The 20,479-nt window shown below is 71.7% G+C and carries 24 protein-coding genes; 16 read left to right on the top strand and 8 right to left on the bottom strand.

The window, feature by feature from the left end; translation table 11 throughout:
* Window positions 1-77 precede the first annotated feature (77 nt).
* Window positions 78-1,382, bottom strand: coding sequence for an alpha-amylase family protein (locus ACLQ21_RS01415; RefSeq protein WP_425660716.1), 1,305 nt, complete (start codon window positions 1,380-1,382; stop codon window positions 78-80).
* 85 nt (window positions 1,383-1,467) lie between these two features.
* On the opposite strand from ACLQ21_RS01415, the gene ACLQ21_RS01410 reads away from it, so the two are divergent.
* Entirely contained in the window at window positions 1,468-2,103 is a 636-nt protein-coding gene (locus ACLQ21_RS01410; protein ID WP_425660714.1) for a class I SAM-dependent methyltransferase, read from the top strand.
* 87 nt (window positions 2,104-2,190) lie between these two features.
* Window positions 2,191-2,436, top strand: coding sequence for a hypothetical protein (locus tag ACLQ21_RS01405; RefSeq protein ID WP_425660712.1), 246 nt, complete (start codon window positions 2,191-2,193; stop codon window positions 2,434-2,436).
* Window positions 2,437-2,446: 10 nt separating this feature from the next.
* Here the strand turns inward: ACLQ21_RS01405 and ACLQ21_RS01400 are convergent, their stop codons facing one another.
* The 4 genes from ACLQ21_RS01400 to trxA form a co-directional block, all read right to left on the bottom strand.
* Complete coding sequence (locus ACLQ21_RS01400) at window positions 2,447-2,722, bottom strand: hypothetical protein (RefSeq protein ID WP_425660711.1); 276 nt, start codon at window positions 2,720-2,722, stop codon at window positions 2,447-2,449.
* 76 nt (window positions 2,723-2,798) lie between these two features.
* On the bottom strand, window positions 2,799-5,171 hold the full coding sequence (locus ACLQ21_RS01395; protein WP_425660709.1) for a glycoside hydrolase family 65 protein: 2,373 nt from the start codon (window positions 5,169-5,171) through the stop codon (window positions 2,799-2,801).
* Window positions 5,168-6,154 carry a PfkB family carbohydrate kinase gene (locus tag ACLQ21_RS01390; protein WP_425660707.1) on the bottom strand — a complete coding sequence of 329 codons (987 nt, stop codon included), beginning with the start codon at window positions 6,152-6,154 and terminating at the stop codon, window positions 5,168-5,170. The genes ACLQ21_RS01395 and ACLQ21_RS01390 overlap by 4 nt, the downstream gene beginning before the upstream one ends.
* A 204-nt stretch (window positions 6,155-6,358) precedes the next feature.
* Window positions 6,359-6,733, bottom strand: a complete 375-nt coding sequence (gene trxA / locus ACLQ21_RS01385) for a thioredoxin (protein WP_425660705.1) — start codon at window positions 6,731-6,733, stop codon at window positions 6,359-6,361.
* Window positions 6,734-6,792: 59 nt separating this feature from the next.
* Between trxA and ACLQ21_RS01380 the strand changes: the two genes are divergently transcribed.
* The 3 genes from ACLQ21_RS01380 to ACLQ21_RS01370 are packed head-to-tail and all read left to right on the top strand — an operon-like array spanning window position 6,793 to window position 8,884.
* Entirely contained in the window at window positions 6,793-6,954 is a 162-nt protein-coding gene (locus tag ACLQ21_RS01380; protein ID WP_425660704.1) for a hypothetical protein, read from the top strand.
* Complete coding sequence (locus tag ACLQ21_RS01375; RefSeq protein WP_425660702.1) at window positions 6,954-8,612, top strand: FAD-dependent oxidoreductase; 1,659 nt, start codon at window positions 6,954-6,956, stop codon at window positions 8,610-8,612. Before ACLQ21_RS01380 ends, ACLQ21_RS01375 begins: the two co-directional genes overlap by 1 nt.
* Window positions 8,609-8,884 (top strand): metal-sensitive transcriptional regulator, encoded by a 276-nt coding sequence (locus ACLQ21_RS01370; protein ID WP_425660700.1) that lies wholly within the window; start codon window positions 8,609-8,611, stop codon window positions 8,882-8,884. The genes ACLQ21_RS01375 and ACLQ21_RS01370 overlap by 4 nt, the downstream gene beginning before the upstream one ends.
* Before the next feature lie 61 nt (window positions 8,885-8,945).
* Here the strand turns inward: ACLQ21_RS01370 and ACLQ21_RS01365 are convergent, their stop codons facing one another.
* A complete protein-coding gene (locus ACLQ21_RS01365) occupies window positions 8,946-9,599 on the bottom strand; it encodes an isochorismatase family protein (protein WP_425660698.1) in 654 nt (217 codons plus the stop codon).
* Between the two features lie 129 nt (window positions 9,600-9,728).
* On the opposite strand from ACLQ21_RS01365, the gene ACLQ21_RS01360 reads away from it, so the two are divergent.
* The 3 genes from ACLQ21_RS01360 (at window position 9,729) to ACLQ21_RS01350 (ending at window position 12,091) form a co-directional block, all read left to right on the top strand.
* Window positions 9,729-10,709, top strand: coding sequence for a GlxA family transcriptional regulator (locus ACLQ21_RS01360; protein WP_425660696.1), 981 nt, complete (start codon window positions 9,729-9,731; stop codon window positions 10,707-10,709).
* 130 nt (window positions 10,710-10,839) lie between these two features.
* The gene (locus ACLQ21_RS01355; protein ID WP_425660694.1) at window positions 10,840-11,166 is read left to right on the top strand and encodes a hypothetical protein; all 327 of its coding nucleotides are present in this window, start codon (window positions 10,840-10,842) and stop codon (window positions 11,164-11,166) included.
* A 127-nt stretch (window positions 11,167-11,293) separates the two neighbouring features.
* The gene (locus tag ACLQ21_RS01350) at window positions 11,294-12,091 is read left to right on the top strand and encodes an MBL fold metallo-hydrolase (protein WP_425660692.1); all 798 of its coding nucleotides are present in this window, start codon (window positions 11,294-11,296) and stop codon (window positions 12,089-12,091) included.
* Here ACLQ21_RS01350 and ACLQ21_RS01345 read toward each other — a convergent pair.
* Window positions 12,081-13,103: a zinc-dependent alcohol dehydrogenase family protein gene (locus ACLQ21_RS01345; RefSeq protein ID WP_425660690.1), complete on the bottom strand. Its 1,023-nt coding sequence runs from the start codon at window positions 13,101-13,103 to the stop codon at window positions 12,081-12,083. The genes ACLQ21_RS01350 and ACLQ21_RS01345 overlap by 11 nt on opposite strands.
* A gap of 121 nt (window positions 13,104-13,224) precedes the next feature.
* On the opposite strand from ACLQ21_RS01345, the gene ACLQ21_RS01340 reads away from it, so the two are divergent.
* From ACLQ21_RS01340 to ACLQ21_RS01320, 5 genes are all read left to right on the top strand, one after another.
* A complete protein-coding gene (locus ACLQ21_RS01340; protein ID WP_425660688.1) occupies window positions 13,225-14,100 on the top strand; it encodes a helix-turn-helix domain-containing protein in 876 nt (291 codons plus the stop codon).
* 61 nt (window positions 14,101-14,161) lie between these two features.
* The gene (locus ACLQ21_RS01335) at window positions 14,162-14,896 is read left to right on the top strand and encodes an NYN domain-containing protein (protein ID WP_425660686.1); all 735 of its coding nucleotides are present in this window, start codon (window positions 14,162-14,164) and stop codon (window positions 14,894-14,896) included.
* Between the two features lie 6 nt (window positions 14,897-14,902).
* Window positions 14,903-15,541, top strand: coding sequence for a haloacid dehalogenase-like hydrolase (locus tag ACLQ21_RS01330; protein WP_425660685.1), 639 nt, complete (start codon window positions 14,903-14,905; stop codon window positions 15,539-15,541).
* 110 nt (window positions 15,542-15,651) lie between these two features.
* A complete protein-coding gene (locus tag ACLQ21_RS01325) occupies window positions 15,652-15,831 on the top strand; it encodes a hypothetical protein (RefSeq protein WP_425660683.1) in 180 nt (59 codons plus the stop codon).
* 203 nt (window positions 15,832-16,034) lie between these two features.
* The gene (locus ACLQ21_RS01320; RefSeq protein WP_425660681.1) at window positions 16,035-16,757 is read left to right on the top strand and encodes a CPBP family intramembrane glutamic endopeptidase; all 723 of its coding nucleotides are present in this window, start codon (window positions 16,035-16,037) and stop codon (window positions 16,755-16,757) included.
* Between the two features lie 30 nt (window positions 16,758-16,787).
* Here ACLQ21_RS01320 and ACLQ21_RS01315 read toward each other — a convergent pair whose 3' ends face one another.
* On the bottom strand, window positions 16,788-17,255 hold the full coding sequence (locus ACLQ21_RS01315) for a MarR family winged helix-turn-helix transcriptional regulator (protein WP_425660679.1): 468 nt from the start codon (window positions 17,253-17,255) through the stop codon (window positions 16,788-16,790).
* A 99-nt stretch (window positions 17,256-17,354) separates the two neighbouring features.
* Here ACLQ21_RS01315 and ACLQ21_RS01310 point away from each other — a divergent pair, with 99 nt between their 5' ends.
* The 3 genes from ACLQ21_RS01310 to ACLQ21_RS01300 all read left to right on the top strand — a co-directional run bounded on the left by ACLQ21_RS01310 (window position 17,355) and on the right by ACLQ21_RS01300 (window position 20,440).
* Entirely contained in the window at window positions 17,355-17,933 is a 579-nt protein-coding gene (locus tag ACLQ21_RS01310; protein WP_425660677.1) for a hypothetical protein, read from the top strand.
* Between the two features lie 53 nt (window positions 17,934-17,986).
* Complete coding sequence (locus ACLQ21_RS01305; RefSeq protein WP_425660675.1) at window positions 17,987-18,232, top strand: hypothetical protein; 246 nt, start codon at window positions 17,987-17,989, stop codon at window positions 18,230-18,232.
* 489 nt (window positions 18,233-18,721) lie between these two features.
* On the top strand, window positions 18,722-20,440 hold the full coding sequence (locus ACLQ21_RS01300) for a ribonuclease J (RefSeq protein ID WP_425660673.1): 1,719 nt from the start codon (window positions 18,722-18,724) through the stop codon (window positions 20,438-20,440).
* Window positions 20,441-20,479 lie beyond the last annotated feature (39 nt).

Genomic DNA, 20,479 nt, shown 5'->3' with positions numbered 1-20,479 from the left:
CGACACGATCGGACTCATGGTCCCGCGACATGCGCGGCGGGACAACTCGCGCTCGCCTCAGCCGCTGCGGGCCGCCTTCAGCTCGAGAGGATCGCCCAGCCGCGCGCCGGCAGCGCGATGCGGCCGCCCTCCACGCCGCCGGTGCCCGCGAGCGCGGTGGCCGCGTCGGCGGCGGGCAGCCGCACCGCCTCGTCGGTGAGGTTGAGCGCGGTGATGATGGCGGCATCCGCCGTCGCCGTGCGGCAGACGATCGTGCCGTTGGCGACGTCCACGACGTCGGTCTGCGCCCTCGTCAGCCACGGATGCCGGCGCCGGATGGCGATCAGCGTGCGGTGCAGGTCGAGGGCCGCCCGGGCGACCTCCGGCAGCTCGTCGCGGGCCGGCGGGGCGTCGGGCAGCTCGGGGCGGATCGCGTCGTCGCCGCCGATCCGCTCCTCCTTGACGCCCTCGGCGCCGTATTCGTCGCCCGCGTAGATCGCGGGCGTGCCGGCGACCGTGCACAGCAGCGCGAGCGCGTGCGGCGCGAGGTCGGCGCCCACGGCGGTGGCGATGCGCGTCACGTCGTGGTTGCCGATGAACGTGTAGGGCGTGAAGGTCGCGAGCAGCGCGTTGTGCCGGCCGAGCGCGTGCTGCAGCTCGAACAGGTTGCGCTCGGCGAGGCTGTGCCAGATGCCCTGCCACAGCTCGTACTGCGTCACCGCGTCCATCGTCGACGCCTCGACGAGCGCGGCGTAGTCGCCGTGGATGACCTCGCCGAGGATCCACGCATCCGGGTGACGCTCCCGCACTGCGGGCAGCACTCGCGCCCAGAATTCGGGCGGCACGCTGTAGGCGGCGTCGAGCCGCCAGCCGTCGGCGCCGCGGTCGAGCCAGTGGGTCATGACGCGCGTGACGAGCTCGGCCGTCGCATCCGTCGTGTGGTCGAGCGCGACGAGCGCGTCGTGTCCCTCGAAGACGTCGGCGTCGCCGTCGTCGCCGAGCCGGAACAGCGCCGCCTCCGGGCTGTCGCGGTGCTGGAGCGCTGCCTGGAACGCGGGGTGCTCGCGGCCGACGTGGTTGAAGACGCCATCGAGCAGCACCCGGATGCCGCGGTCGTGCGCCGCCGCGACGAGCCGGTCGAAGTCGCTGTCGTCGCCCAGCCGCGGGTCGATGCGGAAGTGATCGGTCGTGTCGTAGCCGTGCGTGCTGCTCGCGAACACCGGTCCGAGCGCGATGCCGTTGAGCCCGAGCTCGACGACGTGGTCGAGCCAAGCCTCGAGTCGGGGCAGGCGGTGCACGACGGGGGCGGATGCGTCGGCGTCGCGGATGGGCGCGCCCGTCGCGCCCAGCGGGTAGACGTGCCACCACATCGCCGACAGGGACCAGTGCTCGAGCTCGCGCATCCGGCCATTCTCCCGCGCTCGCGCTGAGCGATCGCGGGGTGGCCGAGCCGTGCGGCGGCCGCCGCTCGCGAGTAGCGTCGAGCGCATGAGAGGCGAGGCTCGCGAGGGGCCGACGGCGAAGCAGCGGCGCGTGTGGGACAAGGCCGCGCCCACCTACGACGTCACCATGGCGCGGCTCGAGCGCGTCTGGTTCACCGGCGGCAGGGAGTGGATCGGGACCCGCGTGCACGGGCGGGTGCTCGAAGTGGCGGTCGGCACCGGCAGCAACGTGCTGCTCTTCCCGCCCGACGCAGTCGTCACCGGGATCGACGTGAGCCCCGGGATGCTCGCCGAGGCCAGGCGGCGACTGACGGAGGCCGGCCGCGCCGCGACCCTGCTCGAGGCGGATGCGCAGCGGCTGCCCTTCGACGACGCGTCCTTCGAGACGGTGGTGTGCGCGTTGGGGCTGTGCAGCATCCCCGACCCGGCAACGGCCATCCGCGAGATGCACCGCGTGCTCGAGCCTGGCGGCACGCTGCTGCTGCTCGACCACGTCGTGAGCACCTGGTTGCCGCTGCGGCTCGCGCAGCGGCTGGTCGAGCTCGGCTCCGTGCCGTTCGCGGGCGAGCACTTCACCCGCCGACAGCGGCCGCTCGTCGAGGCCGCCGGCTTCTCGATCGACGAGGCGGAGCGGCTGAAGGCCGGGACGATCGAGCGCATACGGGCGACGAAGCCGCACTGACCGGCGCCATCGCCAGGTGATGGACCGCGGCCTTGCGCCTATGAGATCGCCAGCCGTTTCCTTAGCCGACGCGGCTAATATTGAGACATGGCTAGGAGCCCTGCTCCGAACGTCGCCTTCAGCGAAGCCCAGATCGAGGAGCTGCTGCTCGACCTGAACACGCATGTCACCGGACCCGAAGGGCTCCGGGCGTGGGCATCCGACACGGCGGTCGACGTCGACCGTCTCACCGCCACTCCGATCCTCACCTACATCCGGCTCGCTCGGCACGACGACCACGGGTGCGTCATCGTGCTGATGCTGCTCGACGGCGTCTGGGAGCGCGCGCTGTAGCGCGATGGCGTCAGCTCTGGGATGCCGCGAGCATCAGCACGACGACGAAGAGCGCGATCGCGCCCAGCACCGTGCCAGCGATCGCGGGAGCCACGCGAGCCGCACGACCGGCCTGATGCCGACGGGCGCCGAGCAGACCGAGCAGGATCGCGACGGCAGCGACCGGCCCGGCGATGTAGTCGCTGACCACCGGCAGCATCGCGCCGATGAGCGCCGCGACGCCGAGGATGAGCGCCGACTCCCCTACCCAGCCACCGTCGCGATGATCCGGTGGCTCGTCGCGCATGGTCCGATTCTGACGCATGCGGCAGCGATCGGCGCTGTGAAGCGCGCGGCGCTGTCACGCCCGTTCGGGCCGCTGCTCATGCCTCCGCGCGCAGCGCTGTCTCGAAGGGCCGCGGAGCGCGACCGTCGGGCTGCGCCGGGCGGGGTCCGGGGTCGGCGAGCGGCGGCGTCCTCGCCGTCTGCCGCCCGGGTCGCAGCACGAGCTCGTCGTCGAAGTGGCCGATGCGCAGCGGCGGACCCTCCCCCAGCTCGTACGTCGTCGCATCCGGCCCGATGTCGACGCGCAGGGTGCGGCCGTGCAGCCGCACGCCGAACGCGAGCCTCGTCAGCTGCGGCGGCAGCCTCGGCGCGAAGCGCACGCCGACCGCGCTCTCGCGCATGCCGCCGAAGCCGGCGGCGAGCGCCGTCCAGAGGCCGGCGAGCGATGCGATGTGGAGGCCCTCGTCGGTGTTCTCGTGCAGATCGTCCAGGTCGAGCGTCGCCGCTTCGGCCAGGTAGTCGGCGGCCAGCTCGAGCTGTCCCACCTCAGCGGCGATGACCGCTTGCGCGGCCGCGGAGAGCGACGAGTCGCGCACCGTGAGCGCCTCCTGGTACGCGAACGCGCGCGCCTTCTCCCGCGGGGTGAACGCCTCGTGCGCGAAGTGCAGCGCCAGCACGAGATCCGCCTGCTTCACGACCTGCTTGCGGTACAGATCGAAGTACGGGAAGTGGTCGTGGAGCGGGTACCGCTCCGCGGTTGTCGCGGCGAAGTCCCAGCGCGCGAGATCGGTCCAGCCGGCTGACGGCGAGTGCACCTGCCGCTCGTCGTCGAACGGCACGTGCATCGCGGCGGCTGCGGCGACCCATCCGCCCACCTCGTCGTCATGCACGGCGAGCGCCCGCGCGACATCGGGGTGCCGCCGCGCCGCCGCCGCCGCGCCCTCGAGGTTGAGCCGCGCCATCAGGTTGGTGAAGAGGTTGTCGTCGACGAGCGCCGAGTACTCGTCGGGCCCCGTCACGCCGTCGATGTGGAACCCGCCGTCCGCGTCGCGTCGGCCGACCGACATCCACAGCCGTGCCGTCTCGACGAGGATCTCGAGCCCGGCGTCCCGTTCGAAGGCGACGTCGCCGGTCGCCCGCACGTGGTGCAGCACCGCCGCCGCGATGTCGGCGTTGAGATGCAGCGCCGCGGTGCTCGCGGGCCAGTAGCCCGAGCACTCCCGCCCGTCGATCGTGCGCCACGCGAACGCCGCGCCGGCGAAGCCCAGTGTCCTCGCGCGCTCGCGAGCGCGGTCGAGGGTCGCATGGCGCCAGCGCAGCGCCTGCGCCGCCGCCTCAGGGGCGGTCGAGGTGAGCACCGGCAGCACGAACGCCTCGAAGTCCCAGAACGTGTGACCCTCGTAGCCCGCTCCCGTGAGCCCCTTGCCGGGCACCGAGCGCAGCTCGAGCCGGGCGCCGGCCTGGAAGACGTGGAAGAGCGCGAATCGCACCGCTTGCTGGAGCCGCGGGTCGCCCTCCACCTCGACGTCGGCGCACCCCCAGTAGTCGTCGAGGCGCGCGCGCTGCGCCGCTACCAGCGCCTCCCATCCGCCGCGCAGCGCATCCGCCACCGCCGCCTCGGCGCGATCGCGCAGCGCCGAGACCGAGAGCGACGCCGACCAGGCATGGCCGACGAGCTTCACGAGCTCGACCCGCTCACCCGGTGCGAGGCGGACGCGCACGGAGGTGCGTGCGAGGTCATCGGATGCCTCCGTCATCACCACGGGCGGGGTCGCGGTCGAGGCGGTGACGAGGTGGTCCATCGAGACGGCGATGCCGAGACCGCTGCCCCGCGTGCGGTGCACGAGGGTTGCCGCGGAGCCGAGGACGAATCCGCCGGCGCCGCGCAGCGCGCCGTCGAGCGCCTGCTGCACGCGCGGATCGGGGTGCGAGGTGGGCTGCGGCACGTCGCCGACGATCTCCGACTGGATCGTCACCACGACGGGTGCGTCGACGGCCTCGACCTCGTAGCGCACGCCCGCGACTGCTCGGTGCTCGAGGGAGACGAGCCTCGTGGAGGTCACGCGCACCTCCCGGCCGGCCACCGACGTCCACTCGACGTCACGATGGAGCGTCCCTCCCCGGAGGTCGAGCCGCTGCTCGTGCCGCTGCAGCACGCCGGTCCGGATGTCGAACGGCTCGTCGTCCACCAGCAGGCGGATGACCTGGCCGTTGGGCACGTTGACGGCGCTCTGGCCCACATCCGGGTAGCCGTAGCCATCCTCCGCGTAGGGCATCGGGTGCTCCTCGAACACGCCGTTCAGGTAGCTGCCCGGGATGCCGCACGGGTCGCCCTCGTCGAGGCCGCCGCGCCACCCGATGTTGCCGTTCGAGAGCGCGAACACCGATTCGCGATGCGCGAGCCCGGATGGGTCGAATCCCCGGACGCCGATGCTCCACGGTGCGACGTCGAAGGCGAACGGGCGCGTCACGCGCCGGCCCGGTCGCCGTGCGATGCACCGCCGTCGTCGGCAAGGGCGCCCAGCTCGGGGTGCCCGCCGAGCCGCTGCACGGTCGCTGCCGCGGCGTCCGCCGCGAGCCGACCGATCTCGCGCGGTGCCAAGCCGCGCGCGAGACCGGCGACGAGCCCCGCGACGAACGCGTCGCCCGCGCCTGTGGGATCGACCACCGGGGCGTCGCCGTGCGGGTAGAGCTGCGTGCCTCCGTCCCACACGAGCAGGTCGCCGACATCCGGCACGGAGAGCGCCACGAGCGTCGGACCCTTGGCCAGCAGCTCGCGCGCAGCGCGCTCAGCGTCGTCCACGCCGTCGATCTCGGCCCCCGTGAGGATGACCGCCTCCGCAGCGTCTGCGCGCACGACGGTCGCGAGCGACAGCAGCTCGTCGCGCGGGCCTCCCTCGGTCGCGCCGTCGAGCACGATGCGGGCGCCGCCGGCGTGCGCGGCTTTCGCGGCAGCGAGCAGCGCGTCGTCCGGCTGCTGCAGCTGCAGCACCACGACGGCGGCCGCTCTCAGCTCGTCCTCCACCGCCCGGATGTCGTCGGCGGCGAGCAGGGACTCCTCCGTCACGTGCTCGAGCAGCCGACGCTCGCCTTCGCCTGCGACGAGGTCGACCAGCAGCGCCGTGGTGCCGCGGCGAGCGACGTGGCGCACGTCGATGCCCGCGTCGCTCGCCTCGCGGAGAGCGGCCTCGCCGGCGGCATCGGCGCCGAGCACGGCGACCAGCACGGCTACGACGGAGGGCTCGAGCTGCCGCAGGCCGACCGCGATGTTCGCGCCCTTGCCGCCGAGCCGCTCGATCCGGCGATCGACAGTCGCGCTCGCTCCCGCCTCCGGGATCTCGTCGACGCGGAGCACGAGGTCGCGCGCCGCGTGCCCCACGACGACCACCGAGGCGGCCCCCCGCTCGTCGGTGGATGGCTCGCTCCGGGTTCGTGCATCACCTGCGTCTGGCATGGCTCGACCCTGCCCCATCCGCATCACCGTGCGCTGAGCGCGTGCGTGCCGTCGAGCCGGACCGTTTGGCCGCTCTCGCGCCGCCTCGACGCGCACATGCCCACAGCGCCGACTCGAGTGCGAGCGCGCTGACACTGACATCCGGGGCCGGCAGCCGCTGCTCTCAGAGCGACGGGCGGACGGCTGCGGCGGCACTCCGGACGCTCACGACGGGGTGCCCTGCTCCTGCTCCGCGAGCTGCGCCCGCACCGCGTCCATGTCGAGGCCGCGCACGGCCTCGACCAGCTGCTCGAGCTGCGGAGCGGCGAGCGCTCCGGGCTGCGAGAAGACGATGATGCCGTCGCGGAAGGCCATGAGCGTCGGGATCGACGTGATCCCGAAGGCGCCGGCGAGCTCCTGCTGGTCCTCCGTGTCGATCTTGCCGAACGCGATGTCCTCGTGGGTCTGGGAGGCCTGCTCGAAGACGGGCCCGAACATGCGGCACGGGCCGCACCACGCGGCCCAGAAGTCCAGCAGCACGATCTCGTTCTGCTCGATCGTCTGCGAGAGGGTGTCCTTGGTGATCTCCATGGTCGACATGGCACCAGCATATACCCCTGGGGGTATAGTGGGAACCCATCGACCGAGGAGGAACACGCATGTGCCGATCCGTCCGCTGCTCCGTGTGCGGCAAGACCACCTGGGCTGGCTGCGGCCAGCACGTCGACGAGGTGCGCCGCGGCGTGCCGGCCGCGCAGTGGTGCCCGGGGCATGACGAGGAGCGCCCACGCGGCTTCCTCGCACGGATGCTGGGGCGCTGATGCGCGTCGTCATCGTGGGCGGTGTCGCCGCGGGCATGTCCGCCGCGACCAGGCTCCGGCGCCTGGACGAGCACGCCGAGATCGTCGTGCTCGAGCGCGGCGAGCACGTCTCGTTCGCCAACTGCGGACTGCCGTACCACGTCGGCGGCGTGATCGAGTCGCGCGACGCGCTGCTGCTGCAGAGCCCCGAGGCGCTCCACTCGCGGTTCGGCATCGACGTGCGGACGCTCGCCGAGGCGGTTCGGATCGACCGAGCCTCCCGTGTCGTCGAGGTGCGCGACCTGCGCTCCGGGCAGCTGGAGTCGCTCCCGTACGACCGGCTCGTGCTCGCGACCGGAGCGGAGGGGCTCGAGCCGCTGCCGGGCGACGGCACGCCGGTGCGCGAGCTGCGCACGATCGATGACATGGACGCGATCATCCGGGTGCTCGACGCAGCACCCGCTGGCGCGCGCGTCGTCGTCGTGGGCGGCGGCTTCATCGGGCTCGAGGCGACCGAGAACCTGGTGCGGCGCGGGCAGTCGGTCATGCTCGTCACGCGCGGCGACCGGCCGATGACCAGGCTCGATCCCGAGCTGGCAGAGCACCTGTCGGACGCGTTGGGGCGGCACGGCGTCGATCTCCGGGTGCGCACGAGCGTGAGCGCCGTCGGCGAGGGCTCTGTGGAGCTCGACGACGGCACGACGGTCGCCGCCGCGCTCGTGGTCGACGCACGAGGGGTGCGCCCGTCAACCCGCCTCGCGGAGCTTGCAGGCCTCGCGCTCGGGCCGTCCGGCGGCGTGGCGACCGACGAGCAGCACCGCACGAGCGACCCCGCGATCTTGGCCGTCGGCGACGTCGCCGAGCAGCGCGACGCGATCGACGGCACCGCGTCCCTCATGGCGCTCGCGGGCCTCGCCAACCGTGGTGGGCGCGAGGCGGCAGACGCGATCGCCGGCCGCCCCGGCACGCGGCTCGCCGCGCTCGGGACTGCCATCGTGCAGGTCTTCGACCGCACGGCGGTCATGGTGGGCTGGAACGAGACCACGGCACGCGCCAGCGGCATCGAGCCGCGCGTCATCCACACGCATCCCAGCCACCACGCCGGCTACTACCCGGGTGCCGAGCAGATGTCGATGAAGCTCGTGGTCGACCCAGCCGACGACCGGATCCTCGGCGCCCAGATCGTGGGCGGCGACGGCGTCGACCGCCGCATCGACATCATCGCGGTCGCGATGCGCGTCGGGCTGCCCGCGTCCGCGCTCACCGGGCTCGAGCTCGCATACTCGCCGCAGTTCGGCGCCGCGAAGGATCCGGTCAACACGCTCGGGATGGTCGCCGAGAACCGCGCCAGCGGGCTCGCGACCGCCGTCCAGTGGCACGAGCTCGAGGCTGCCATGGACGCCGGCGCCACGCTGGTCGACGTGCGCACCTCGCCCGAACACGAGCGGTCCTCGATCCCGGGGGCCCTGAGCATCCCGCTCGACGAGCTGCGCGGGCGGCTCGACGAGCTCTCGGGTCGCGACGTCGTCGTGCACTGCCAGGTCGGCCAGCGCGGTCATGTCGCACAGCGCATCCTGGCGCAGCACGGCATCGCTGCGCGCAACCTCGATGGCGGCTGGCTGACCTGGCAGGCTGGTGATCGCGCTCGCACGCGCGCACTCGAGATGGAGCACGCATGATCCCCACAGCAGCAACTCCCGAGGCCCAGCGGCGCATCGCCAATCGCCTGAAGCGCGCGCAGGGGCAGCTCACCGCAGTCATCGCGGAGGTGGAGCGCGGCGGGGAGTGCCGCGATGTCGTCACGCAGCTCGCGGCAGTCTCCAAGGCACTCGATCGCGCAGGGTTCGCGATCGTGGCGAGCGCCATGGAGCACTGCGTCTCGGACGACGACGAGCAGGGTCGCGACGAGCGGTTGCTCGAGCTCGAGCGGCTCTTCCTCAGCCTCAGCTGACGCCCTACGCACGCAGCACGACGCCCGCGGCAACCGAGGGCGCCGCGCGCATCGTGGGTCTTCAGGCGGCGTGCGCGCTGCGCTGGGGGGCGCGCTGCGCACCGGCCACGGCCGAGCTGCCCAGGTCGCTCTTCGCGAGCGGCGCCTGCGCGTCGAGCGCGGCGACCCACTCGTCCGTCGTCGCGACAGCGGCATAGTTCGACGACAGCAGCGTGAGGAGCGTCGTGTGCACCGTCGTGGCGTCGACAAAGCCCGCGTCGTTCGCGAGGTTGATGGCGCCCGTCGCGTCGGAGAGCACCTCGGTCGTGAAGCCGAGGCCCTCGCCCTCGACGGCGGAGGCCAGCACGCAGTTGTTCGTCATGTAGCCCAGCAGCGTCACGGTGTCGACCTGCTGCGCCCGCAGCCACTCCGCGACATCCGTCTGCGCGTAGACCGAGCCGTACTGCTTCACGACCGACTTCCAGCCCTCCTGCGCACGGTCGGCGACCTCGGCGGGCAGCTGGAACCCATCCGCCTCGGGGTCGAACACGGGCGCACCGGCACCCATCGTGTGCTGCACCGCGACGACCGGGATGCCGGCGGCGTTCGCGGCGTCGATCGCCTTCGTGATCATCGGGAGCGACTCGGCGTGCGGCGGGTACTGGATCTCGAGCGGTCCGGCGAAGTAGTCGTTCTGGACGTCGATGATGACGAGGGCGCGGCGGGGTGCGGTCATGGGGTCCTCCTGAGATCCGGCGATACTGCGGGAACGGGCAGTCGTGCAAGCCTCCCGCGGTGCCGGAACGGACACCAGTGGCACGAGTGCCGCTCTACGATGGGATCAGGCCAAGGTGAGGAGCAGGGCGTGCGCATCGCGATCCACGCATTCGACGACATCACCATGTTCCATCTCGCGGTGCCCCAGATGGTGTTCGACGAGGTCGCGCGCCAAGGCATCGCCGACTGGGCGACCGCGGTCTTCGCTGAGCGCGCCGGCCGCGTGCGGACTCGCGAGGGCCTCGTGATCGGCGGCGTGCGGGGCCTGTCGGCGGTCGACGACGCCGACGTGGTGGTGCTGCCGTCGTGGCGTGACGACGGGGGCCCGTCGAGCGCCCCGCTCCGACGGGCGCTCGTGCGCGCCCATGAGCGCGGCGCCCTCATCGTGGGACTGTGCCTCGGCGCCATCCCGCTCGCGGACGCTGGGCTGCTCGCCGGGCGCCGAGCCGTCACGCACTGGCGGGCGTTCGACATGCTCGGCGGGCGCCACCCCGACGTCGAGCTCGACGCGACCGTGCTCTACATCGACCACGGCGATGTGCTCACCTCCGCCGGCACCGCCTCGGGGCTCGACGCGTGCCTCCACATCGTGCGCGCCCGGCTGGGTGCCGATGCCGCCAATCGGGTCGCGCGCAGCCTCGTGATCGCGCCCCATCGCGAGGGCGGCCAGGCGCAGTTCATCGAGCGGCCGCTGCCCGCGGACTCCGCCGATCCGATCGCTCCCGTGCTGCAGTGGGCGCTGCAGCACCTCGATGAGCCGCTGCCGATCGATCGGCTCGCGCGACGCGCGCGGCAGAGCCGGCGCACCTTCGTGCGCGCCTTCGGGGTCGCCACGGGCACGACGCCGGCCGCGTGGATCCGCGCGCAGCGGCTCGATGCCGCTCGTCGGATGCTCGAGACCACCGACGGCTCCATCGACGAGGTCGCGGCCCGATGCGGCTTCGGCAGCGCGATCACGATGCGCCAGGCCTTCGCGGCCGCCTTCGGAACGACGCCGTCGGCATACCGCCGTCGCTTCGACGCACGCACGACGGAAGCGGTCGTCGCCGAGGATCTCCCGCGCCGGTGATGGGCGATCGCGGCGGTCCACAGCGCGCGCTGAGCGGAGCCGAAGCCGGCGCTTCGGCTTCGGCCGACGCTGGCGCGACGCTCAGCAGCACGGCCCTCCGGCACCGGACCGCCCGACATATCGTCCGAGCATGCTCACCACCGAGAAGGCCCACGCCGCATGGGTGCCCGCGCTCGTCGCGTTCGCCGCGGCTGCGCTCGGCATCTGCTTCCTGCAGCTGACCGGACCCGCCTCCGCGGTCGACAGCCTCGGCGAGGCGCTGTGGATCACCGCGTGGGCGCTCGCCGTGTGCGCCGTCGGCGCGAGCGTTGTCGCGAGCGCGCTCCTCTGGCGGCGCGGCGGTGTGGCCACCCGCTCCGGGGCCGTGAGCATCGTCCTCGTCCTGGCGACGATCGCGACGCTCGCGCTCATCTGGCTGACGTTCCCGCCCTTCGGCGCAGGAGGCGGGGCCGCTTGAGCCCTGCGGCGAGGCCTCGCCCAGGCTCGACACCCATCGGCCGGTTGCCATCGGCCGGTTGCCATCGGCCGCCGACCGGTCGTACGGTCGCGTCGACCGGTCCGGCCTCGAGGGGAAGCATCTGCCGATGCTGAAGGACATCGCCGAGGGCGTGCTCGTGCACGAGAGCGAGTTCCTGCAGAGCAACGCCGTCGTCGTCCAGGGTGCCGACGGCGTGCTGCTCGTCGACCCCGGCATCACGAGCGACGAGCTGGTGACGATCGCCGACGACCTGCGAGCGCTCGGTGAGCCGGTCGTCGCGGGCTTCTCGACGCATCCGGACTGGGACCACGTGCTGTGGCACGCGGACCTCGGCGACGCGCCCCGCTTCGACACGGCCCGGTGCGCGGCCGCCATGCGAGCGCTGCTCGCGCACGACGACTGGCGAGACCGCGTCGCCGAGGGGCTCCCGCCGGAGCACGCCAGCGAGATCCCGATGGAGCGGCTCGGCCAGATCACCGGACTTCCGGACGGCACCGCGCGCATCCCGTGGGACGGCCCGGAGGTGCGCGTCCTCGAGCACCGGGCGCACGCCGACGGCCACGCGGCGCTGCTGCTCGAGGAGCACGGCGTCCTCATCGCCGGTGACATGCTCTCCGACATCCTCATGCCGTTCCTCGACCTCGAGGCCGCAGAACCGATCGAGGACTACCTCGACGCGCTGCGGCTCTTCGAGGGCATCGCCGATGCCGTGCGCGCGGTCGTTCCCGGGCACGGCTCGGTCGGCGACGCCGAGGCGCTTCAAGCACGGATCGACCTGGACCGCGCCTACGTCGAGGCCCTCCGCGACGGCCGCGAGCCCGACGACCCGCGCGTCGGCGCATCGGCGCCGCTCGAGTGGCTGCCCGACCTGCATCGCTGGCAGGTGGAGCGCCTCAGAGTGTGAGCAGCACCTTCGTGGCGCGGCGCGCGTCCATCGCCCGGTACCCCTCGGCGGCCTGCTCGAGCGGCAGTGTGAGGTCGAACACCTTGCCGGCGTCGATCTTCCGGTCCCAGATGAGCTGGATGAGCTCCGGCAGGAAGCGACGGACCGGCGCCGGCCCGCCATGCAGGTGGACGCTCGAGAAGAAGAGCTGCATCGCGTCGAGCTCGACGCCGTGCGTCACCCCGACGAAGCCGACGTGGCCGCCGGGACGTGCCGCTCCGACCGCCTGCTCCATCGACTGCTGCGTGCCGACCGCCTCGATCACCGAGTGCGCGCCGAGCCCGTCGGTGAGCTCCTTGATCCTCGCGATGCCCTCGTCACCCCGCTCCTCGACAATGTCGGTCGCGCCGAACTCGCGAGCCAGCGCCTGTCGGTCGGCGTGGCGCGACATGGCGATGATGCGCTCCGCGCCCAGCTGCTTCGCCGCGAGGATGCCGAGCAGGCCGACCGCCCCGTCACCGACGACGGCGACCGTCTTGCCGGGGCCGGCCTCGGCGGCGACGGCCGCGAACCATCCGGTGCCCAGCACGTCGGAGGCGGCGAGCAGCGACGGGATGAGGTCGGCGTCCGGCACGCCGGGCGTCTTCACGAGCGTGCCGTCGGCGAGCGGGATGCGCACGAGCTCCGACTGCGTGCCGACGCTGCCCATCATCACCTGGTGCACGCAGCGCGACGGGTAGCCGGCGCGGCAGATCTCGCAGGTGTTGTCGGAGGCGACGAACGAGCCGACGACGAAGTCGCCCACCCGGATGTCGCGCACCTCGGAACCAACTGCCTCGACGACGCCGACGTACTCGTGCCCCATCGCCGTCGGCCCGTGCAGCTGCTCGATGCCGCGCCACGGCCACAGGTCCGAACCGCAGATGCAGACTGCGGCGGGACGGATGACGGCGTCGGTCGGCTCGACGATGACGGCATCCGGCATCTCCTCGACGCGCACGTCGCCCGGGGCGTGCATGACCACTCCTCGCATGAGGTTCCTCTCTCTCGGTGACCTCGAGTCAACCGTCGGCGCGTGGCGGGTGGGAGTCCCTGGCGAAGGGTGTACCGGCAGGGCATCCCTCGCCGCTGGATCCGGTCCTACTGTGGCTGGCATGGACAACCGAGCCGAGGTGCGCGAGTTCCTCATGTCACGGCGGGCGCGGATCTCGCCCGCTGACGTCGGCATGCCGCCCGGCTCGAACCGACGCGTCGCGGGCCTCCGTCGCGCCGAGGTCGCGATGCTCGCCGGAGTCAGCGTCGAGTACTACGCAAAGCTCGAGCGTGGCGACATCGCGGGCGCCTCCGCGTCGGTGCTCGAGTCGCTGTCGAGCGCCCTGCGCCTCGACGAGGCGGAGCGGATGCACCTGCACGACCTCGCGCGCGCGGCCGACGGCATCCCCGCATCCGGCCGTGCCCGTCGGCGGGCGACCGGTCAGCAGCACGCGCGCGCGAGCCTCCAGCAGACGCTCGACGCCATCACGGGCGGGCCCGCGTTCGTGCGCGACCGCCGGCAGAACCTGCTGGCGACGAACGCGCTCGGCAGGGCGTTCTACTCCCCCGTCATCGGCGACGGGGGTCGCGCGCCGAACCTGGCGCGGTTCCAGTTCCTCGACCCGGCCTCGCGCGACTTCTATCCCGACTGGGAGCTGTTCGCCGAGATGTGCGTCGGCATCATGCGCGCCGAGGCCGGCCGGGATCCTCACGACCGCGTGCTGCAGGATCTCGTCGGCGAGCTCGCGACGCGCAGCGAGACGTTCAGTCGGCTCTGGACGGCGCACGACGTGCGCTCCCACGGCACCGGCTCGAAGCGCTTCCATCACCCCGTGGTGGGCGATGTCACGCTGGTGTACGAGGAGCTGGCGGTGACGGCGGACGACGGCCTCCGGCTCTTCATCTACACCGCAGAACCGGGCTCGCCGTCGGCCGAGCGTCTCCAGCTGCTGGCGAACTGGTCCGGCCAGGCGGTCGAGTCCGTGCGGGGGGACTGACCCAGTCGACGCTCGCTCAAGCGGTGCTCGATCGGGCTAGGACGACTGCCATGCTTGCGGCATGACGAAGCCTCAGGATCTTCTCGCCGTCCTCGTGGACGCCGACAACGTGGCGCCGAGCCGGATCGGTGCGGTCCTCACCGAGGTCGCGCGCTTCGGCACTGCGTCGGTCAAGCGCGTCTACGGCGACTGGACGCGGCCGAACCTGGGCAGCTGGAAGCCGGTGGCGAGCGAGCACGTCATCCAGCCGATGCAGCAGTTCGCCAACACGGCCGGCAAGAACGCGACCGACAGCGCGCTGATCATCGACGCCATGGACCTGCTGTACACGCGCCGGTTCGACGGCTTCTGCATCGTCTCCTCCGACAGCGACTTCACCAGGCTCGCCTCGCGCATCCGAGAGGAGGGCGTGACGGTGTACGGATTCGGCGAGCGGCAGACGCCGGCGGCGTTCAGGAACGGGTGCGACCAGTTCACGTATCTCGATGTGCTGGACGAGCCGGTCGCCGAGAGTCCTTCGGTGCCGCCGGCGAGGGTCGCAGCCGCGCACCTGCGCGGCGACAGCAAGCTCGTGTTGGGCCTCCGCTCCAGCATTGCGTCCGGCTCGGGCGACGACGGCTGGGCCGATCTCGCGGCAGTGGGCTCGCTCATGCGCAAGCAGCAGCCGGACTTCGACTCGCGCAACTGGGGCTACGCGAAGCTCTCCGACCTCGTGCGAGCGACGGAGCTCTTCGTCGTCGAGCCGCGGCCGACCGGCGGCATGCGGGTGCGCGGCAAGCGCAAGAACGGCGATTGAGTCCGCATGCCGGACGTCGTGCTCGACCTCGATGGCGTGCTGTCGACGCGCGACACGTTCGCCACGCTCCTCGTGGCAGCCGCTCGGCGCGCACCGCTGGGGAGCGTGCGGAGCGCCCCGGAGCTGGTGCGATGGGTGCGCGCGGGGCGCGACGTGCCGCGACACGCGGCGGCCTCACGCGAGGTGGCGAGGAGCCTGCTGCGGGGCATGACGGCTCCGTCGTACGACGCGCTGGCGAGCGCGGTGGGCGAACGGCTCGGCGCGGTCGCGGCTCGCCGCTCGATGGTCGAGGTCGCCGCTCGTCAGCGCGATGCCGGCGCGCACATCGTCGTCGCCACCGGGTCGGAGCACCGGCTCGCGGAGGCCTTCCTAGCCGCTGCTGGGGTGCAGCACGATCTGCTGCTCGCCTCCACGCTCCGTTGGACGCCCACGGGTCCCGTCTTCGACCGGCACATCCGCGGTGCTGGCAAGCTCGCGGCGCTCCGCGATGCTGGCATCGACATCGAGCGGCGCCGTTTCTGGACCGACTCGTTCGACGACTTCCCGACCGCGCAGGCCGCCGCCTCGGTGGTGCTGGTCGCGCCGTCGCGCTACTCGGCCGCCCGCTTCGGGGCGTCGGGGATCGCGACGGAGCTGCTGCGCTGAGCGCACGCCGAGTCAGCACGCGGATCGAGCGAACTCCCCCATCGGCCTCCCCAGTCAGATATGCTTAGTGCACGAACCATCGACGGGGAGCGATCCCCGAGGAGATCGACTTGAACATGCAGCCGACCGACGTCGCAACCGAGGTCAAGCAGTCCCGCCCTCGTGACCCGCAGAACTTCACCCGCGGAGACGTCCTCGCGTGGAAGGTGATCGCGTACACGTCCGGCGGGATCACGGTCGCCGCATGCGTGGCGGGCATCGTCGCTCTGGTCGCGATCGTCAGCTCCTGACACCACTCGAGCAGTCGCGTTCGGGTGACCGGGTCGCCCGAAACACGTCTTGACCTCGACCGGAGTCGGGGTCCACGGTGCTTCTCGAGTCCGGCGGACACGCCACCGGACCGGTCGAGAGGAGCACAATGTCCGCCCGCGCTGGTCAGCCATCGCATCGCGGCTCCTCGCCTAGAGAGAGCGCGGCACCGACCCGGCACCTCGTGGTGTTCGCGGCGACCGCGCTGGTCTCGGGCTGGGTCCTGCTCGGCGCGGCAGTGGCCTTCACGCTTCCGCTGCCCGTGTTCGTACTCGCGGTGAACTTCCTCGGTCTGCTGCTTCCCGCCATCCTGCTCACCTGGCGCGAGGGCGGATCGGCAGCGGTGCGCCGGCTGCTGCGTGATGCCGTCCGCCTGCCCTCGCCCTGGTGGTGGCTCCCGGTGGCGGCCGTCGGCATCCCTGCCGCAGCATGGGCCCTCTCTGCCGTGCTCGGCGGCGCGCAGACGCTGACTTCGACCGTGCTCGCTGGCTTCGGCATGCAGCTGCTGAGCAGCTGGCTCATCATCAACATCTGGGAGGAGACGGCGTGGACCGGCTACTTCCAGCGTCGGGCGATGGCTCGCTGGGGCACGGTCGGCGGCAGCGTGCTCACCGCACTGCTGTTCGCCGCCATCCACTTTCCCTTGGCGTTCGCCGGCGGGAGCATCCTGATCAACATCGTCGCGCTCGTGGCGGCTGGCGTCGGTCTGCGTCTGCTGATCGCCGGCGTCGACCGGTGGACCGGCGGCAGCATCCTCACCATCGGCCTGCTGCATGGATCCTTCAACGCGACCTCCGGCCTGATCGACCCGTCCTTCGACTCGGTGCGGCTGGGCGTCACCCTCGCCGCGGGCGTCGCCGCTGCCGTGATGCTGCGGCGGAGGCGCGATCACCGAATCGCAGCGTGAGCCGCCTCGACCCTGACGCGACTCGAGCCGTTACTGAGCTGACTGGCGATCCACGGCCGAGATCAGCCGGGTCATCAGCCGGTGGAGCTGCTCGAGCTCCTCACGATCGAGTCCCAGACGATCGGCCATCGTGCCCGGCACCGCCAGCGCCTGCTCGCGGAGCGCGACGCCTCGCGGTGTGAGCGTGATGTCGAGCGTGCGCACATCATCCGCTCGTCGCGCCCGCTCGACCAGCCCTGCGGCTTCGAGCCGCTTCACCAGCGGGGAGAGGGTCGCAGGCTCCAGCCGCAGCTGGTCGCTGAGCTGGCGGAGCGACAGCGGCCGGGACCCCCACAGCGCGAGCATCACGAGGTACTGCGGGTGCGAGAGGCCCAAGGGCTCGAGCACCGGGCGATAGGCGCCCACGACGCTCCGCGATGCGACCGACAGCGCGAAGCACACCTGCCGCTCGAGCGCGAGATCGTCTCGCTCGTCCACGTGCGTGTCGTCCAAGGCCATCCCGCAATTCTAGGCGTTCGCAAGGCGTCACCATGGGGCGCCCCACCAGTTCAGGTGCAGGGGTGCGCCGTTGGCCGTCGACGACATACGGTGACGGGCATGAGCGAGCGGACGTTGCGCGTGCTCATGCACGCACGAGTGACGCTCTCATGCGAGCTCGTCTTCGCCCGGCTCGAGAAGCGCACGCGACTGGAATCGATCGCCAGCGTGCTGCCTGAGCAGCTGGCCGCCGTCGCGCGCGCCGAGCTCGACGTGGAAGGCGACGCAGGTGCTCGCGCTGTGGGCCAGGAGCCGAGCGGGGAGCGCGAGCTGATGGAGGCGACCGACGCCGTCGCCGCGCGCATCCGAGCCGGCGTCGACGAAGTGCAGTGGCCGACACTGGAGGATGGATTCGACTTCATCTCCACGCCGGACGTCGCAGCAGCCGTCTACGGCTTCCTCGCCAGCTGCGTCGAACCGCTCGAGGACCTCGTGCTCCTGCACGCGCGTCGCGACCGTGATGCACGTACCGTGCGGCGCATCCTGTCGCCTCGTCCGTTCTTCGATCCGGACGCGTTCACCGCACTCGCGGGGCTGCTCAACCTCGTCTCTGCGGCGCAGACCGCGCTGGACGACGCGCAGCGCGCGTATGACGCAGCCGTGCGCGCTGACGCGAGCGAGCGCGAAACCGATACCTGAGAGTTGGCAGAAGGCGTCTACCCCGACGCACCGAACGCGACTACGGTGCCTGCATGAACGAGGCTCGATCAGCGGTCAGGACCTACACCGACGCCGACGTCGACACGATCCTCGCCGATCTCAACGCGCCCGTCCCAGGTCACGAGGACCTGCACGCGTGGTCCGACCGGTCCGGCATCCCGTGCAAGCGCGTCGTTGCCACCGCGGACCTCACCTACGTTCGGTTGGCTGGTCAGGACCGCGCGGGCGGCTACATCGTCCTGATGCTGCTCGACGGCACCTGGGAGCGGGTGATCTGAGGCCTACTGATCCATGAGCGGGTGCGGAGGGACTGCTCGATCCGGTTCATCCTCGGGCCGACCGGCGTACCACTCATGGAACTCAGAGCACTGTCCCACCTCATCGAACCGCAGGAACCAGATGTTGTCGCACGCGGCCGAAGCCGGCCCGCTCACGCATCGGCCCGCGGATGGCACGAATCCGATCCCGGCTGACCGATCCCATGCGGCGTTGGAGGCTCTCGTCGACGTGTCGATCGCCACTGTGGGCGGCGCCTCCGGCATGCACGGCGCATGCGCCTAGACTGGCCGAGGGAGAATGCCGCCAGGATCCGCCCTGTTCGGGACCGCGACGGTCGCCGCGGGTCACTGGCCGGTCGCTCCGCCCACGAACTGGGCGAGCGAGCCTCGCCCGTTCAACCTCCGCCCAATCGCGGAGTCCCGACTTCCGCCATGTGCGCTCGGAGCATCGCGCTCCCCCAGTGCACCACCACATCTTCGAAAGCACCCATGAGAAACACGAGAAGCTCGAGAACCACCAAGCCCGCACGCCACCACCTGGAGCTCCCCGCTCCGGCGCCACTCAAGAAGGGTGCGCTTCGGGTCACACCCCTTGGCGGACTCGGCGAGATCGGCCGCAACATGACGGTCTTCGAGCACGAGGGGAAGCTCCTCATCGTCGACTGCGGCGTGCTCTTCCCCGAGGAGAACCAGCCCGGCATCGACGTGATCCTGCCCGACTTCTCGGCGATCCGATCCCGGTTGGCCGACGTCGTGGGCATCGTCCTCACCCACGGCCACGAGGACCACATCGGCGGCGTGCCCTACCTGCTGCGCGAGCGCGCCGACATTCCCATCATCGCCTCGAAGCTGACGCTCGCGTTCATCACCGCGAAGCTCGAGGAGCACCGCATCAAGCCGAAGACGCGCCAGGTCGTCGAGGGCGATCGGATCGATGCCGGCCCCTTCGACCTCGAGTTCCTCGCCGTCAGCCACTCGATCCCCGACGGCCTCGCGGTCGCCATCCGCACGGCGGCTGGGCTCGTGCTCCATACCGGCGACTTCAAGATGGACCAGTTCCCGCTCGACAGGCGCACGACCGACCTCCCCGGATTCGCCCGGCTGGGCGACGAGGGCGTGGACCTGTTCCTCGTCGACTCGACGAACGCCGAAGTGCCCGGCTTCATGATCGCCGAGGAGGACCTGGCTCCCGCGATCGATCAGGTGTTCCGCACCGCGCCGCGGCGAATCGTCGTCTCGAGCTTCGCCAGCCATGTGCACCGCATCCAGCAGATCCTCGACGCCGCGGAGCGCCATGGCCGCAAGGTCGCCTTCGTCGGCCGGTCGATGGTCCGCAACATGGGCATCGCCGCCGACCTCGGCTACCTCCGCATCCCCGACGGCGTCGTCGTCGAGATGAAGACCCTCGAGAAGCTGCCGGCGACCGACATCGTCCTCATCTGCACCGGATCCCAGGGCGAGCCGATGGCGGCGCTGTCGCGCATGGCCAACAAGGACCACGTCATCGACATCGGCCCGGGCGACACCGTCCTGCTCGCCAGCTCGCTCATCCCGGGCAACGAGAACGCCATCTACCGCATCATCAACGCCTTCACGCGCTGGGGCGCGAACGTCGTGCACAAGGGCAACGCGAAGGTCCATGTCTCGGGTCACGCCAGCGCCGGGGAGCTCGCGTACTGCTACAACATCCTCCGACCGACCGCCGTGCTGCCCGTGCACGGCGAATGGCGCCACCTCACGGCCAACGCCGCGATCGCGATGCGGACCGGCATCGATGAGAAGCAGGTCTTCGTCATCGAGGACGGCGTCTCGATCGACCTCGTGGCCGGGCGCTCCCGCGTCAGCGGTCGTGTCGCCGCCGATCACATCCTCGTCGACGGCACGACGATGGGCGTCGCCACCGAGGCCGCGCTCACCGATCGCCGTGTGCTCGCCGAGGAGGGGGCCATCACCGTGCTCGCGATCATGGAGCACAGCTCGGGCAGGCTCACGGAGCCGCTGGAGTTCTTCAGCCGCGGCTTCGTCGAGGAGGCCGGCTGGGAGAAGACGGCGACCAAGGCGATCGAGGATGCGCTGCGGACCGCTTCCAACGCATCCTCGCGCGGCCGTGACGACGTCGAGACTCTGATCACGCGCACGCTGGGCCAGTGGCTGGCTCGTCGTCACCGTCGCAACCCGGTGATCACGACCATCGTCGTGGAGGAGTGAGCCGTCGCACCTGAGGCGCTGCGGCGACGACCGCTCCTG

It is taken from the genome of Agrococcus sp. DT81.2 (assembly GCF_049844935.1).
Taxonomy (GTDB): domain Bacteria; phylum Actinomycetota; class Actinomycetes; order Actinomycetales; family Microbacteriaceae; genus Agrococcus.
Note: the sequence above shows the minus strand (reverse complement) of the source record. Positions and strands in the feature narration are given on the sequence as shown.

What these genes read in the sequence shown, in the direction of transcription:
- ACLQ21_RS01415 (WP_425660716.1), bottom strand. Translation starts at nt 1,382, where the DNA reads ATGCGCGAGCTCGAGCACTGGTCCCTGTCGGCGATGTGGTGGCACGTC.
- ACLQ21_RS01410 (WP_425660714.1), top strand. Translation starts at nt 1,468, where the DNA reads ATGAGAGGCGAGGCTCGCGAGGGGCCGACGGCGAAGCAGCGGCGCGTG.
- ACLQ21_RS01405 (WP_425660712.1), top strand. Translation starts at nt 2,191, where the DNA reads ATGGCTAGGAGCCCTGCTCCGAACGTCGCCTTCAGCGAAGCCCAGATC.
- ACLQ21_RS01400 (WP_425660711.1), bottom strand. Translation starts at nt 2,722, where the DNA reads ATGCGCGACGAGCCACCGGATCATCGCGACGGTGGCTGGGTAGGGGAG.
- ACLQ21_RS01390 (WP_425660707.1), bottom strand. Translation starts at nt 6,154, where the DNA reads ATGCCAGACGCAGGTGATGCACGAACCCGGAGCGAGCCATCCACCGAC.
- trxA (WP_425660705.1), bottom strand. Translation starts at nt 6,733, where the DNA reads ATGTCGACCATGGAGATCACCAAGGACACCCTCTCGCAGACGATCGAG.
- ACLQ21_RS01380 (WP_425660704.1), top strand. Translation starts at nt 6,793, where the DNA reads ATGTGCCGATCCGTCCGCTGCTCCGTGTGCGGCAAGACCACCTGGGCT.
- ACLQ21_RS01375 (WP_425660702.1), top strand. Translation starts at nt 6,954, where the DNA reads ATGCGCGTCGTCATCGTGGGCGGTGTCGCCGCGGGCATGTCCGCCGCG.
- ACLQ21_RS01370 (WP_425660700.1), top strand. Translation starts at nt 8,609, where the DNA reads ATGATCCCCACAGCAGCAACTCCCGAGGCCCAGCGGCGCATCGCCAAT.
- ACLQ21_RS01365 (WP_425660698.1), bottom strand. Translation starts at nt 9,599, where the DNA reads ATGACCGCACCCCGCCGCGCCCTCGTCATCATCGACGTCCAGAACGAC.
- ACLQ21_RS01355 (WP_425660694.1), top strand. Translation starts at nt 10,840, where the DNA reads ATGCTCACCACCGAGAAGGCCCACGCCGCATGGGTGCCCGCGCTCGTC.
- ACLQ21_RS01350 (WP_425660692.1), top strand. Translation starts at nt 11,294, where the DNA reads ATGCTGAAGGACATCGCCGAGGGCGTGCTCGTGCACGAGAGCGAGTTC.
- ACLQ21_RS01345 (WP_425660690.1), bottom strand. Translation starts at nt 13,103, where the DNA reads ATGCGAGGAGTGGTCATGCACGCCCCGGGCGACGTGCGCGTCGAGGAG.
- ACLQ21_RS01340 (WP_425660688.1), top strand. Translation starts at nt 13,225, where the DNA reads ATGGACAACCGAGCCGAGGTGCGCGAGTTCCTCATGTCACGGCGGGCG.
- ACLQ21_RS01335 (WP_425660686.1), top strand. Translation starts at nt 14,162, where the DNA reads ATGACGAAGCCTCAGGATCTTCTCGCCGTCCTCGTGGACGCCGACAAC.
- ACLQ21_RS01330 (WP_425660685.1), top strand. Translation starts at nt 14,903, where the DNA reads ATGCCGGACGTCGTGCTCGACCTCGATGGCGTGCTGTCGACGCGCGAC.
- ACLQ21_RS01315 (WP_425660679.1), bottom strand. Translation starts at nt 17,255, where the DNA reads ATGGCCTTGGACGACACGCACGTGGACGAGCGAGACGATCTCGCGCTC.
- ACLQ21_RS01310 (WP_425660677.1), top strand. Translation starts at nt 17,355, where the DNA reads ATGAGCGAGCGGACGTTGCGCGTGCTCATGCACGCACGAGTGACGCTC.
- ACLQ21_RS01305 (WP_425660675.1), top strand. Translation starts at nt 17,987, where the DNA reads ATGAACGAGGCTCGATCAGCGGTCAGGACCTACACCGACGCCGACGTC.
- ACLQ21_RS01300 (WP_425660673.1), top strand. Translation starts at nt 18,722, where the DNA reads ATGAGAAACACGAGAAGCTCGAGAACCACCAAGCCCGCACGCCACCAC.